This window comes from Runella sp. R5_40 (genome assembly GCF_057652295.1).
The window spans coordinates 55,434-68,720 of the sequence record NZ_JBYFCH010000025.1; the positions used below are offsets into that span (position 1 = coordinate 55,434).

At 44.7% G+C, this 13,287-nt stretch carries 12 protein-coding genes; all 12 read right to left on the minus strand.

Going from position 1 to position 13,287, the window contains the following annotated elements:
* Window positions 1-42: 42 nt before the first annotated feature.
* The 12 genes from leuC to ilvD all read right to left on the minus strand — a co-directional run bounded on the left by leuC (window position 43) and on the right by ilvD (window position 13,144).
* Window positions 43-1,446 (minus strand): 3-isopropylmalate dehydratase large subunit, encoded by a 1,404-nt coding sequence (leuC, locus tag AC23N5_RS27250; RefSeq protein ID WP_183975066.1) that lies wholly within the window; start codon window positions 1,444-1,446, stop codon window positions 43-45.
* Between the two features lie 126 nt (window positions 1,447-1,572).
* Window positions 1,573-3,207: an RNA/DNA-binding domain-containing protein gene (locus tag AC23N5_RS27255; RefSeq protein ID WP_487757962.1), complete on the minus strand. Its 1,635-nt coding sequence runs from the start codon at window positions 3,205-3,207 to the stop codon at window positions 1,573-1,575.
* A gap of 121 nt (window positions 3,208-3,328) precedes the next feature.
* Window positions 3,329-4,171 (minus strand): helix-turn-helix transcriptional regulator, encoded by an 843-nt coding sequence (locus AC23N5_RS27260; RefSeq protein ID WP_183975064.1) that lies wholly within the window; start codon window positions 4,169-4,171, stop codon window positions 3,329-3,331.
* Window positions 4,172-4,199: 28 nt separating this feature from the next.
* The gene (locus AC23N5_RS27265) at window positions 4,200-4,427 is read right to left on the minus strand and encodes a hypothetical protein (RefSeq protein WP_487757963.1); all 228 of its coding nucleotides are present in this window, start codon (window positions 4,425-4,427) and stop codon (window positions 4,200-4,202) included.
* Between the two features lie 139 nt (window positions 4,428-4,566).
* Window positions 4,567-5,850: a threonine ammonia-lyase gene (gene ilvA, locus AC23N5_RS27270; RefSeq protein WP_183975060.1), complete on the minus strand. Its 1,284-nt coding sequence runs from the start codon at window positions 5,848-5,850 to the stop codon at window positions 4,567-4,569.
* An 85-nt stretch (window positions 5,851-5,935) separates the two neighbouring features.
* Window positions 5,936-6,181, minus strand: coding sequence for a DUF4926 domain-containing protein (locus AC23N5_RS27275; RefSeq protein WP_183975058.1), 246 nt, complete (start codon window positions 6,179-6,181; stop codon window positions 5,936-5,938).
* A complete protein-coding gene (locus AC23N5_RS27280; protein ID WP_183975057.1) occupies window positions 6,178-6,519 on the minus strand; it encodes a DUF6883 domain-containing protein in 342 nt (113 codons plus the stop codon). The genes AC23N5_RS27275 and AC23N5_RS27280 overlap by 4 nt, the downstream gene beginning before the upstream one ends.
* A 76-nt stretch (window positions 6,520-6,595) precedes the next feature.
* Window positions 6,596-7,639 carry a ketol-acid reductoisomerase gene (ilvC, locus tag AC23N5_RS27285; RefSeq protein WP_487757964.1) on the minus strand — a complete coding sequence of 348 codons (1,044 nt, stop codon included), beginning with the start codon at window positions 7,637-7,639 and terminating at the stop codon, window positions 6,596-6,598.
* Window positions 7,640-7,921: 282 nt separating this feature from the next.
* A complete protein-coding gene (locus AC23N5_RS27290; protein ID WP_487757965.1) occupies window positions 7,922-9,061 on the minus strand; it encodes a hypothetical protein in 1,140 nt (379 codons plus the stop codon).
* Window positions 9,062-9,096: 35 nt separating this feature from the next.
* On the minus strand, window positions 9,097-9,633 hold the full coding sequence (ilvN, locus tag AC23N5_RS27295) for an acetolactate synthase small subunit (protein WP_183975049.1): 537 nt from the start codon (window positions 9,631-9,633) through the stop codon (window positions 9,097-9,099).
* 9 nt (window positions 9,634-9,642) lie between these two features.
* Complete coding sequence (ilvB, locus tag AC23N5_RS27300) at window positions 9,643-11,427, minus strand: biosynthetic-type acetolactate synthase large subunit (RefSeq protein WP_487757966.1); 1,785 nt, start codon at window positions 11,425-11,427, stop codon at window positions 9,643-9,645.
* A gap of 31 nt (window positions 11,428-11,458) precedes the next feature.
* Window positions 11,459-13,144, minus strand: coding sequence for a dihydroxy-acid dehydratase (gene ilvD / locus AC23N5_RS27305; protein ID WP_183975034.1), 1,686 nt, complete (start codon window positions 13,142-13,144; stop codon window positions 11,459-11,461).
* Window positions 13,145-13,287 lie beyond the last annotated feature (143 nt).

The window sequence follows — 13,287 nt, forward strand, 5'->3', positions numbered from 1 at the left end:
GCAGGGTGACAAATACTGGGTGATAATGTATGCGCAATAGAACTACAAAAACTCCCGTGGGTCAGTGACTTTACCCGTAATAGCGGCGGCAGCGGCTACCAATGGGCTGGCCAACAAGGTACGTGCTCCTGGGCCTTGACGACCTTCGAAGTTACGGTTAGAGGTACTTACGGCATACTTGCCCGCAGGAATCTTGTCGTCGTTCATGGCCAAGCAAGCCGAGCACCCTGGTTGGCGCAATTGGAAGCCCGCGTCGGTCAAAATATCCAAAATACCTTCTTCTTGGATTTGGGCTTCTACAATGTGCGAACCTGGTACCAACCAAGCCGTTACATTGTCAGCTTTTTTACGACCTTTTACCACTGAGGCAAACGCGCGGAAGTCTTCAATACGGCCGTTGGTGCAACTTCCCAAGAAAACGAAATCAATGGCTTTGCCCAAAATACTTTCGTCTTCGGCAAATCCCATGTAGTTCAGTGACTTAGCGTAAGAAGCAGCTCCGTCAAGTACATCAGCAGCTTTCGGGATGTGTTTGGTAATGCCCGTTCCTAAACCAGGGTTGGTTCCGTAGGTGATTTGTGGCTCAATGTCGGCCGCATCGTAGGTGTATTCCAAGTCGAACCCAGCGCCTTCGTCGGTTTTGAGGGTTTGCCAGTACGCAACGGCGTTTTCCCATGCTTCGCCTTTTGGCGACTGCTCACGGCCATTGAGGTAAGCAAACGTTTTTTCGTCGGGGGCAATCATACCACCGCGCGCACCCATTTCAATCGACATGTTACACACCGTCATACGGCCTTCCATGCTCATGTTTTCAAACACGTCACCTGCATATTCTACGAAGTAACCCGTAGCACCACTGGCCGAAATTTGAGAAATGATGTACAATACTGCATCTTTAGGAAGGACACCTTTGCCCAATTGCCCATTGATGGTAATGCGCATTTTCTTTGGTTTTGGCTGCATGATACACTGCGACGCCAATACCATTTCTACTTCCGACGTACCGATACCGAACGCAATCGCTCCAAACGCTCCGTGGGTAGAAGTGTGCGAATCACCGCAAACAATCGTCATGCCAGGGAGGGTGATGCCATTTTCTGGCCCAACCACGTGTACGATACCATTTTTTTGGTGGCCCAAGCCCCAGTGCGAAATACCGTATTTGGCGGTGTTGGTTTCCAACGCCTTGAGCTGATTGGCCGAAAGTGGGTCAGCAACTGGCAAGTGTTGGTTGATGGTAGGGGTGTTGTGGTCGGCCGTAGCAAATGTACGGTTAGGGAACAACACGCCAATGCCTCTGCTTTCCAAGCCCAAAAATGCTACGGGGCTGGTTACTTCGTGAATAAAGTGGCGGTCGATGAACAATACATCGGGGCCATCTGCAATCTTGCGGACAACGTGCGCATCCCACACTTTGTCGAAGAGAGTTGTTGGTTGGTTTGACATTTTTTTATTTTTGTTTTCTTTTTACTCGTTTTATACCATTCTTATTTTGGTATTATTGGGCGTATTTAGCACTATTTGGGGCATTTAGCTGCGGCTTAACTTATTTTTATTTTTATTTTATTTTTTTTATGCCAAATGATACGTCCTATTTTTTTTGCCACCATTTACTTGCAATCGAGCGTCATTTACCATACGATAAACGGTTTTGGTGATATCTTCAATCATTACATCCTCCATACGCTTATGAATTTCACTGATTTTAGAGTTAGGATAAACGCGTAAGTCTTGAATAATGAGTGCTTCTAGTACATGAGGCTCAACCGTTTTTAGTGTAGGCTTTTGGTTAATCCTAGCAGCACTGATTATAGTAGGATTTATCAAAAACTCAGTACCCTTCCTTACCCCCCGACTTTCAATAATTTTTCCGTCTATCAGCTTTGAAGTGTATGCCCTAAGTCGTTCGTCATCGGATAGTTGAAGGGTTTTGGCTAATTGGGTCGCTAATATTTTTTGGTGGCGAGCTATCACCCCCAACGTCATGATTTCTCTTTGACGTAAAGGGTAATGGTTCAAAATAAAATCCATGACTTTTAATGATTCTGGGCTTTCGATTTGAGACATCAGCAACACTGACGTGGAGTCAAAATCACTTTCAATGACTGGGTAAGCTTTAGAATCACGTCCAAGGATTTCGTAGATTTTGTCATAACCTGAGCCTTCTCCCTCCATAAGCCCCAAATCATGAAGAACATTGATAAGGTAAGGATTTCTGCGTTGTTTCTTGTGAAGGATATTATCCTTTGTAACACCCAAAGGCAAGGCTCCTGGGCTGCTAATACTCATGCTATTGGGAGTAACTCGTACGGTTATATCATTAGAAATAACGAACGATTTGTGAGCAATGGCATTGACGAGTAGTTCTCGAACGATAACGGAATCATAAAATGCTACTTTTTTGCGAAACAATCCGTCAGGCAATTCGTATGAATATTTTAATTCGATGGCTTGTTTTTCTATTTCGAGAATTAACTCTTTCGGATTGAGGCTTGCATCATACCAATATTCTTTTCGTAACTTATTTTCCAAATCATCATAAACAATATATTCAACTGTAATGGGGTAGGTTAATCGACGACGTTGCGCAGGAGTACCTAGCCAAAGAATCCCTAAATTAGTAAGATAGCCTCCCTCAACAAAGTGATAGTGTTCAAGAATCTCAATATCGGTTTTCCCTTTTACTGACTCTTTGACTCTGTCTGATTTTCTAATATCGTTGACAAAAGAGCTGATATTTTGAGAAGGAATGTTATCAATTGGGATTGGATGAATGACTAATTCCCACTGAAAAGCATTCTTTTCAGCAGCGAGTCTAGTCAAATCGTTGCCTCCAACTGGCATACATTTATCGGCTATTCTGACAAATACTTTGCCCTTAGAAGTAACTGCAATTATTTGGTTACTTGGTAATACCTGAAATTGGAAATATTGTCCTCCGTTTGGATGCAATATAATTTCTGGATTAGCTAGCCCTACCCCTGAAGTAAGTGCTTGCAGACGTGAAACAGTGGCATTCACCAATTCTTGCGAAATTTTTTGCGCTTCGGGCGGCGTTTTTTCTTCGTCTTCGATTCCAATAAAAATGATTCCTCCTTGCGCATTTGCTAAACACACACAGGTCTCTGCCAAATCGGTTAAATCTGCTTTTGGACCATCTACTTTACGTAGACTTTTGTATTCTATTTTATTACTTTCGCTTAACACTTTAATAAACCCAAGACTAAATTGTAGGTAAAATACCTTGCTAGGTTTTTTACGTTACAAAATTGCAGGAATCTTCCCAAAGTGACATGACGCCCTTCGCTCAAACAATAGCGATTTTGGCTCAATTGTATTTTTTTGGCGTAAAACCGTATTTCTCCTTGTAGGCTTTGATAAAATGAGAAACACTCTCATAGCCAATTTCCATACTGACTTCAGACACGTTTTTGTTGGCGTTTTTGAGTAAAAAAGCGGCTTGTTCCAGGCGCTTTTGTTTAATCCAATGGGCAGGAGAGGCGTGAAATTGGGCTTCAAACTCGCGTTTAAATGCAGATAAACTTCGTCCCGAAAGATGGGCTAATTCGCTTATCGTCAGCGGCTTTAGGTAGTAGTTGTTGAGCAGGTATTCCAAGTCCGTTTTTTGCCCTTTGTAAATATTAAACAAAATGGTTTTGAGCTGATTGGAGCCGTCGATTTCCAACAAATGAAGCAGTAATTCCTGAAACTTGAGTCGTAAAAATTGATTCAAGTAGGGCGTTTGTGAGTTGAAGTAGGGAAAAAGGGAATCAATGAACTTCTCAAAAGCCGAAGAGGAGTGCAGCACTAAAATCGGTTGAGGGTTTTCGACGTCTGCTTTGTCGAACAACGTTTGGTTTTGGCTTACAAATTCTTTCAGTAGCTTTTCGTGAAAGAAAAAAACAAGGCTGCGGTAATCGCTTCCGATGGATTCGTTCATGGAATAGCAGCCCCGTTGGAAAAATAAAATTTGCCCCTTGCGAACGTGCAGGTCTTGGTTGGGAGAGATAAACTTCTTTTCTCCTTCAAGCACGACAACGACGGCATGTTCCTCAAAAAAAATTTCGTTACGCTCAGGGTAAACGTCGCTCCGATAGGCCACAAAAGTCGTGTCCTGAATTTTCAGAGACTGAAACTGTTGGGCGCTGATGGAAGAAGGGACGCGAAGCATGGGGGTGGCGGTTATCGGTTAATGGTTATCAGTTATCCGACGGAAACGCTCCTCCGCTTTTTAGAGCTTGGTATTCGTCGCCGATGGCTTTGTATTGGGATACCAAAAACTTCTGTAACTCTTCATTGAATACTTTTTTGTCGGTTTCCGAAAGAGAATCGTATAAGTCTTTCAATTCTTGGTTGATGGCCGCTTTCTCGGCTTCGTCGCGCGCATTGATGGCACGCACGTGGTATTTTCTAAAATCAAAGTTCATATCAAAAATTTAAATGAATCATTACTTACCCATAAGAATGGCAACCTTTAAAAGTAGGACAAGTCACGATATAAATATTGTCTTCATCCTGTTCGATGAGTATCGGAAAATGATGCGTTTTCATATCAGTTATTGGTTTTCAAATCAGAAACTCAAATAAATCAGGTTTATTGTTGATATACTCAAACTGAATATTGTGTTCGTTCATGCGGGTCAAAAGTGGCTCAAAATCTTCTTTGTGACGGAGTTCGATACCTACCAAAGCAGGACCTCGTTCGCGGGCGGTTTTTTTGGAATATTCAAAGTGGGCGATGTCGTCGTTGGGGCCAAGAACGTGGTTCAAAAACTCCTTAAAAGCCCCCGAGCGCTGCGGGAAGCGAATGATAAAGTAGTGTTTTAGTCCTTCGTAGAGGAGCGAACGTTCCTTGATTTCTTCAGTACGGGTGATGTCGTTGTTGCCACCCCCAATCAATAACACCACGTCTTTGCCTTTGATTTCGTCTTTGATTTGGTCAAGTGCTGCCACGGTAAGCGCCCCTGCTGGCTCAACGACGATGGCTTCTTCGTTGTACAGTTGTAAGATTGTGGAGCAAACTTTTCCCTCGGGAATGAGCAAAATATCGTCCAAATTTTTCCGACACACTTCAAAGGTGTGTTCTCCTGCGCGCTTCACGGCGGCACCGTCCACAAACTTATCAATGTTGTCGAGCGTGACGACATGCCCTTCTTTGATAGCCGTGTGCATCGTGGGAGAGCCTACGGGTTCGACGCCAATGAGCTTAGTGGCTGGGCTGAGTTGTTTAAAAACGGTGGTAACGCCTGAAGCCAAACCACCTCCACCAATGGCAAAAAGCAGGTAGTCAATTTTAAAATCGGCATCGCGGAAAATTTCCAAACCCACAGTCCCTTGGCCTTCCATCACCTGCACATCGTCAAACGGGTGAATGAACGTAGCGGCATGGGCTTCACAAAAGTGCTTAGCCGCGTGGTAAGCGTCGTCGTACGTATCGCCGTGGAGGACTACTTCAATCTGATTTTTACCAAATAGTTTTACCTGTTTTACCTTTTGAGCGGGTGTTGTGCTGGGCATAAAAATAGTGCCACGGACTTGCATTTTGTTGCAAGCGTAGGCGACTCCTTGCGCGTGGTTTCCTGCGCTGGCGCACACGACTCCTTTTTCGAGGGCTTCGGCCGACAAACTGGCCATTTTGTTGTACGCTCCCCTGATTTTGTACGAACGTACCACTTGCAAATCTTCGCGTTTGAAGTAAATATTGGCTTCATAGCGCTCCGAAAAGTTGAGATTTAGCTCCAAGTCGGTGTGTTTTACCACTTTACGGATGCGCTCGGCGGCTTGGAGTATGTTGTCAAACGTAGGAAAATCTGCGTTTTTGGACTTATGTTTGTCAGATGCAAGGCTCATAGAAACAGATGAAGTTGGGATAATTGCAAAATCCCCCGAAGTTACACAACTCGGGGGATTTTTTGAGGTTTAAAAAGTCGTGATTTTAGGCAGCCTCCAAGGTTCTGACATGGAGAATTTCGTTTTTAGATAAAGCATACAGCTGGTTCTCTTTTACAGTACATACTGCAATGGTATCGCCAACTGCGTTAAAAACTTCGCATATATAAGCATTGGGGAGATTCTCATCTCCTTCCAAAAACTCGACCAGCGTCACAACATCACCTTCTCTAAGCCCATATTTTGGGATGGAAGTGGAAAGTGCCGCTTGGGTGTATAGTTCAAATTTCATATTTCTAAACTTTTATCGGGAAAAAGCGTTATAAATTTCGTTTGCACTTTTCTTGTATCGTACAGCCAAACTGTCTTTACTTTTAAAGTTTGACCATTAGGGCCAAATAGCAATCCGCTTATATTATACTTTATGCCATATTCATCATCATCTTCAAATATAGGCTCTCCCTTCATAAAAAGCAAACGTAAATCTGCGGCTAATATTTCCCAATTTTCTATCGTATAACCTGCTTGATTTAAAAATTTTGACTTGTCGTCGCGGTCTTTATGAATTAATAAATAGTTTGTTAGTTTTTCTTGTGCAATAATTACATTGTCGAATAGTAAGTGTTGCATAGGTATTTAGGTGTAAAAAAACAGAAAGTGCCTTGTAAAAAACGAACAAGACACTTTCTGTAGAAGTTGCTAAGACTTAGTTGCGCTCAGGACGCAAGCTGCGAACGGCAGTACCTGCTTGCCACATTTCAGAATCGCGAAGCTCCGCCAATTCTACTTCGAGTTTCTCGCGGTAGTCTGGTTGTGAGTTACGAGTGATAGAGATGTTGGCTTGCTCGCCTGATTTTACTGAGTTGTATAACTGTTGGAACACAGGCTTAGTAGCTTCTTTGAAAGGCTTCCACCAGTCAAGCGCACCACGTTGAGCCGTAGTTGAGCAGTTAGCGTACATCCAGTCCATTCCGTTTTCAGCCACCAATGGCATCAACGACTGCGTCAATTCTTCTACTGTTTCGTTGAACGCTTCTGATGGAGAGTGGCCGTTTTCGCGCAATACTTCGTACTGAGCCGCAAAAATACCTTGGATAGCACCCATCAATGTTCCACGCTCCCCTGTCAGGTCAGACGTTACTTCGCGGTAGAAATCAGTTTCAAACAAATAACCTGAACCTACACCGATACCCATTGCGATACACTTCGTACGGGCTTCGCCAGTAGCATTTTGGAACACCGCAAACGATGAGTTAAGACCTTTTCCTTCTACGAACAAACGGCGAAGTGAAGTACCTGAGCCTTTAGGAGCTACCAAGAATACGTCCACATCCGCTGGAGGAACGATACCTGTTTGGTCATTGTAAGTTACCCCGAATCCGTGCGAGAAATACAACGACTTACCAGCAGTCAAATATTTTTTAACGGTTGGCCACAATTCGATTTGGGCTGCATCCGATAACAAGAAACAAATGATTGTACCTTTTTCCAAGGCTTCTTCGATTTCGAAAAGTGTTTCGCCTGGTACCCAACCATCAGCGATTGCCTTGTCGTATGTTTTGCCTTTACGCTGACCAACGATAACGTTGAAGCCGTTGTCGCGCATGTTAAGGCCTTGGCCTGGACCCTGAACACCGTAACCGATTACCGCGATAGTTTCGTTTGCCAATACTTCACGAGCTTTCTCTAAAGGAAATTCTTCGCGGGTTACTACTTCTTCTACGGTCCCGCCGAAATTGATTTGTGCCATTGAATTGATTTGTTTATTTGGGTAATACAATAACTGTGGTTTTATTTCTTTTGTCAACTAAGTAGCAACGATACTCTCAAGGGAGTTGGACGCTACTTTTGGTAAAGGCATTTTCATCGTTGAAAATACCGTAATCCCGTAATGGGACAAACAATCAAAAATTAAAATAACAACTGAAAGTGATTTTGGCTTTGTCCTTGAACAAACTCACTACATTTCTTACTAGCACGAACAGATGCTTCTTGACTTAATAGATAATGTAACACCTGATTCATACGACATTTAAGGAAAAGAGATAGGAAGCATAAGTGAAATGAGGGTACTTACTATCAACAAATAGGTGAGCTGGGAGACAGGAATGTGCTTTCGTAAGGTGGAAAGCATGAAAAAGAAAATCATGTAACCAAACGAAAGCGACCGTGTGCCATCGGCAACCATGATACTAATGGCTGCGGTAGCCATAAAGCACCCTAGCAACAACCCAAACGTGAGCCAATCTTTGAGCATAACCAAAACAGCCATGCCTGCAAAAATAATTAGCCAAAATCCTTCAAAGCCTCGCGTAAACTTATCTCCTAAAATACTCAAACTCCACCAAGTAGTACGGTGAGAAAGCGCATTGTCGTGGCCTACTTTTAAGCCATAGGTGCTCGATAGCCACTGCCTAACAACCAAATACAAACCTGCACTTACCACCAACGCTACTGCCTCAAGAGGAATTTGTTTTAGGCGAAACTGTTTGGTTTCTATCACTTCTTTTAGCATGGGTAGCACAAACCACAACCCCAGGTAGGAGGAGTTGATGATGGCTCGTTCGTCGCACCAAAAGGCCAATTGGGTAAACAACAGTACCCATAATGGATTCCGTAAATAAAACGCAAGCGCTAAGAAGCAAAACGGAAACACATCGGCATGACCAAGGTAATTGATGTAAAAATTAGCACCTGCATAAATGGCTGTAAAGCCTGTCAGGAAATAAAACACCAATAACCGATTTTGGAGAATTTGGTAGGTGATTTGAATAACTAACCACAAAAACCCCAATCCTACAATGACATGAAGCAAGTACAAACCTGCGACATTGAGGTGCAAGGCATACGCAATGAGTGGTACGGTAAGTCGAAATGTTTGATTGGCTTCGTGTGAACCTGCTTCGTAATCTTTGGGTGTAAATGGGTCAGCACCTTGCTTGACGATGTCGTCCCAAAAAAAACCACCTATCGACCCAGGGTGACGCATTTCTTGGTATAAATCGCGAAAGCCACGGTCAACAAAGATAAAATTGAATACCAACAAAGTACTCACTGAAATAGCCAAGGATAAAAATAATACCTTGAATTGCCAGAATCTACTGTCAAAGAACGTTTTAAGTCGGGCTTCTAATCCCTTAAAAGGAGTAGTGAGAGATTGCAGTTGTTCCATGTATTGAGGTGAAATGAACTGCAAATAACGCACTTTTATACATAATACTCCCAATGTACTTCTTCGGGTAGGTATTCGACCAAGCCAGCGGGGGTTTTCCCGACGGCTACTCTACCCGATTTTACGAATTCCAAAATACCGTACGATTTGATATAGCGGAAGAAATCCAAGATTTCGTTTTCATTGCCCGCTTTCTCAATCACTACGTAGTCAAGTCCCCAATAGACCACCCACGCCTTGTAAATTTTGTTGATGGTTTCGATGTCAATCGGTTTGCCACCGACGGGCGTAGCGACTTTAAAGAGGGCAATTTCGTTATAGACGATTTCGTCATCCAAATAACCAAACACGGCAAGCACTTCGACGACTTTCCGAATCTGACGAACAAGTTTTTCGACTTCCTCGCGTTTGTCGTGTTTGATGGTAATTGTATAACGCGACACGCCTTGGCGCTCGGTTTCGGAGACCGTTAGGCTTTCAATATTGATACGACGACGGGTAAAGATGACCGTAATCTTATTCAATAACCCAAAGGTGTTTTCTGTGAATATACAAATTGTGTAAGTGGTCATAGCCCTCGTTTAGTCTAAGCGGATATCGGCAACGGCCGCACCCGCAGGTACCATTGGGAAAACGTTTTCTTCTTTTTCAACTATCACTTCCAACAAATAAGGTTTATCTGACTGGAGAAGGCGGTCGAGTGATTCGCCCAAATTCTCGCGGTCGGAACAGGTATGTCCAGCAATTCCAAAACCTTTCGCAATAGTGACAAAATCAGGGTTTTGAAGCTCTACAAACGAGTAGCGTTTTTCAAAAAATAGTTGTTGCCATTGGCGTACCATTCCTAAGTAATTATTGTTGAGGATAATCAACTTCACAGGAAGTCCACTTTGGGCAATGGTGCCAAGTTCTTGGATGGTCATTTGGAAACAACCGTCACCGATGAATGCTACCACTTCACGCTCGGGTGCGCCTTTCTTAGCACCAAAAGCGGCAGGAATGGCAAAGCCCATGGTACCGAGCCCGCCCGACGCTATGTAAGAACGTGGGTTTTTAAACTTGTAATAGCGCGCCGCAATCATTTGGTGTTGACCCACGTCAGCAATTACGCAGGCTTCTCCTTTTGTTTTTTCAGAGAGCATGTTTACCACCTCCGCCATTTTGATTTGGCCTTCAGGGGTAAGCTCACGTTGCGTAATTTTTTGGTCTTCGATAAGGTCGTATTTCTTGAACTCATTACGCCAAGCAGCATGGTTATTTTGCTTGACTAATGGCAAAAGACGCTGCAATGTTTCCTTGGCATCCCCTACTACAGGTGCATCGGCTTTAATAATCTTGTCGATTTCAGCGGGGTCGATTTCGATATGAATCACCTTAGCTTGACGAATGTACTTAGTTGCGTCACCCGTCACGCGGTCGTCAAAACGCATTCCGATGGCAATCACCACGTCGGCTTGGGTTGTCAATACGTTTGGGCCGTAGTTGCCGTGCATTCCGAGCCAACCCACGTAATTAGGGTGGTCAATTGGCAGGGCCGAAAGCCCGAGAAGGGTACTCGCACACGGGATGTCGGTTTTTTCAGCAAAGGCTTTCAGTTCTTCTTCTGCTCCCGAAATTAGCACCCCTTGACCAAACAAAACATAGGGTCGTTGGGCGTTATTGATGAGCTGTGCTGCCCTTTCGAGGTGCTCATCTTTCGGGATGACGCGGGGTTTATAGCTGGCCAGCGTCTCTACTTTTTTGTATTCGTAGGGTTTGGTCATCGGGCTCACTTGCGCATCACGTGTGAAGTCGATGACTACTGGGCCAGGTTTGCCTGATTTAGCAATATAAAAAGCTTTGGCGATGATGGCAGGCACTTCGTCGGCGTTGGTGATTTGATAGTTCCACTTGCAGACGGGAGTAGTTACGCCAATAATGTCCGTTTCTTGAAATGCATCGGTACCTAACAGCGTTGACTTTACTTGTCCGATAATGCAGACCAACGGAGTGCAGTCGATGATGGCATCGGCAATAGGGGTCACTAAATTGGTACCTCCAGGACCAGACGTTACCAAGCAGACCCCAGGCTTGCCACTGGTACGGGCGTACCCTTGTGCCGCATGACCAGCTCCCTGCTCGTGACGCACCAAGATGTGGTCAAGGCGGTCGGTGTAGTCAAAAAGGGCGTCGTAGGTAGGCATGATAGCTCCCCCTGGGTAGCCAAAAATCACCTCTGTCCCTTCGGCAATAAGCGACTCCATGAGGGCTTGCGCTCCCGACAGAATACGTGGAGCTTCGCTGGTCAATTGGGGCGAAACTTCGTTTTGCTGAATGGGTTCTTCCATTGCTGTTTGTTCTTGGGCAATCATGGTCAAGTTCTCCATGACATTATTGGTTTTTGTTTGTGATTTCTTTTTACGCTTCGTCCGTTACGCAACCCTCGCTGGCTGATTTTACGTTGCGGATGTACTTGCCTAATGTTCCTCTGGTAAACGGAGGCTCTGGTTGTTTCCAAAGCTTACGGCGCTCAGCCAATTCTTCGTCTGATACGTGCAATTGGAGTACGTTGTTGACGGCATCAATCGTAATTTTATCACCGTCTTGTACCAAAGCGATGTTTCCGCCAAGGTATGCTTCAGGGGTGACGTGACCTACCACGAAACCGTGCGTTCCTCCTGAGAAGCGGCCGTCGGTAATCATCGCGATTTTATCACCAAGTCCAGCACCCATTACTGCCGAAGTAGGTTTAAGCATTTCGGGCATTCCTGGGCCACCTTTCGGGCCTTCGTTGCGAATCACAAGCACGTGGCCTGCCTTCACTTCGCCTTTAGAAATGAATTCAATCACTTCTTCTTCGCGCTCACATACTTTGGCAATTCCCTCAAAACGCTCCCCTTCTTTGCCCGTAATTTTTGCTACTGCACCACCCGTTGCCAGGTTGCCGTACAAAATTTGCAAGTGACCCGTTGGTTTGAGCGGTGTTTCGATAGGGAAGATAATCTTCTGGCTATCAAAGCTTAACTCAGGAACATCTGCTAGGTTTTCGGCAATGGTTTTGCCCGTTACGGTCAAGCAATCGCCGTGAAGAAGCCCTTTTTGAAGGAGGTATTTCATGATGGCAGGTACACCACCAATCGCCAATACATCTTCCATATAATACTTACCTGATGGCTTGAGGTCAGCAATCAATGGCGTACGATCCGAAATATCTTGAATGTCTTTCAACGTAAATTCCACTTCGGCCGCGCGGGCAATGGCCAAATAGTGCAATACGGCGTTGGTGGAGCCACCAAGCGCCATTACTACCGTAAGGGCATTTTCAAACGCTTTACGCGTCATGATGTCGCGTGGACAGATATTTTTTTCGAGCAATTGCTTCATGGCTGCGCCTATGGCAATACACTCTGCTTTTTTACCTTCGTGCGTAGCAGGGTAAGTAGAAGAGTTGGGAAGGGTAAGTCCCATGGCTTCCATCGAGCTTGCCATGGTATTGGCTGTGTACATCCCGCCGCAAGCTCCCGCGCCTGGGATGGCGTTTTGAATCACACCTTCGTAATCTTCGTCCGAGATGGTTCCCGCAAATTTCTTTCCAAGGGCTTCAAACGCCGAGATAATGTCTAATTTTTGGCCTTTATATTCACCCGTACGGATGGTTCCTCCGTACACGAGCATTCCTGGACGGTTGAGGCGGGCCAAGGCCATCATGGCGCCTGGCATATTTTTGTCACAACCTACGACCGCAATCACGCCGTCGTACCATTGTGCACCTACTACGTTTTCGATAGAGTCAGCAATCAAGTCACGCGAGGGGAGTGAGTAGCTCATTCCAGCGTTTCCGTTGGTCATTCCGTCAGATACCCCTATGGTATGGAAGATAAGTCCCACCATGCCGTTTTCTTGAATTCCTTTTTTAACGTGCACCGACAGTCCGTTAAGGTGCATGTTACAAGTATTTCCTTCATAACCCGTACTTGCAATCCCGATTTGGGCTTTTTGCATATCTTCTTGGGTTAGACCTACTCCGTAAAGCATGGCTTTAGCGGCGGGGTTGGTCACTTCTTGGGTAAGTGTGCGGCTGAATTTGTTTAGTTGCTCTGACATGATAGAAAGGTTTTTTTACAAAAAAGCCTCACTCGTTGTTGGTGTGAGTGAGGCTTCTGAGGGCAATCGGGTTTCACTCACACCATTTGGGTGCTAATAATGAGGACCACGACCACGCCTGTTATAGTGAACATTTTAAAGCA

Bases quoted from the DNA above. Each gene is read 5' to 3' on its own strand.
- leuC (WP_183975066.1), bottom strand. From the start codon at position 1,446: ATGTCAAACCAACCAACAACTCTCTTCGACAAAGTGTGGGATGCGCAC.
- AC23N5_RS27275 (WP_183975058.1), bottom strand. From the start codon at position 6,181: ATGAAATTTGAACTATACACCCAAGCGGCACTTTCCACTTCCATCCCA.
- ilvN (WP_183975049.1), bottom strand. From the start codon at position 9,633: ATGACCACTTACACAATTTGTATATTCACAGAAAACACCTTTGGGTTA.
- AC23N5_RS27290 (WP_487757965.1), bottom strand. From the start codon at position 9,061: ATGGAACAACTGCAATCTCTCACTACTCCTTTTAAGGGATTAGAAGCC.
- ilvB (WP_487757966.1), bottom strand. From the start codon at position 11,427: ATGGAGAACTTGACCATGATTGCCCAAGAACAAACAGCAATGGAAGAA.
- AC23N5_RS27260 (WP_183975064.1), bottom strand. From the start codon at position 4,171: ATGCTTCGCGTCCCTTCTTCCATCAGCGCCCAACAGTTTCAGTCTCTG.
- AC23N5_RS27280 (WP_183975057.1), bottom strand. From the start codon at position 6,519: ATGCAACACTTACTATTCGACAATGTAATTATTGCACAAGAAAAACTA.
- ilvA (WP_183975060.1), bottom strand. From the start codon at position 5,850: ATGAGCCTTGCATCTGACAAACATAAGTCCAAAAACGCAGATTTTCCT.
- ilvC (WP_487757964.1), bottom strand. From the start codon at position 7,639: ATGGCACAAATCAATTTCGGCGGGACCGTAGAAGAAGTAGTAACCCGC.
- AC23N5_RS27265 (WP_487757963.1), bottom strand. From the start codon at position 4,427: ATGAACTTTGATTTTAGAAAATACCACGTGCGTGCCATCAATGCGCGC.
- ilvD (WP_183975034.1), bottom strand. From the start codon at position 13,144: ATGTCAGAGCAACTAAACAAATTCAGCCGCACACTTACCCAAGAAGTG.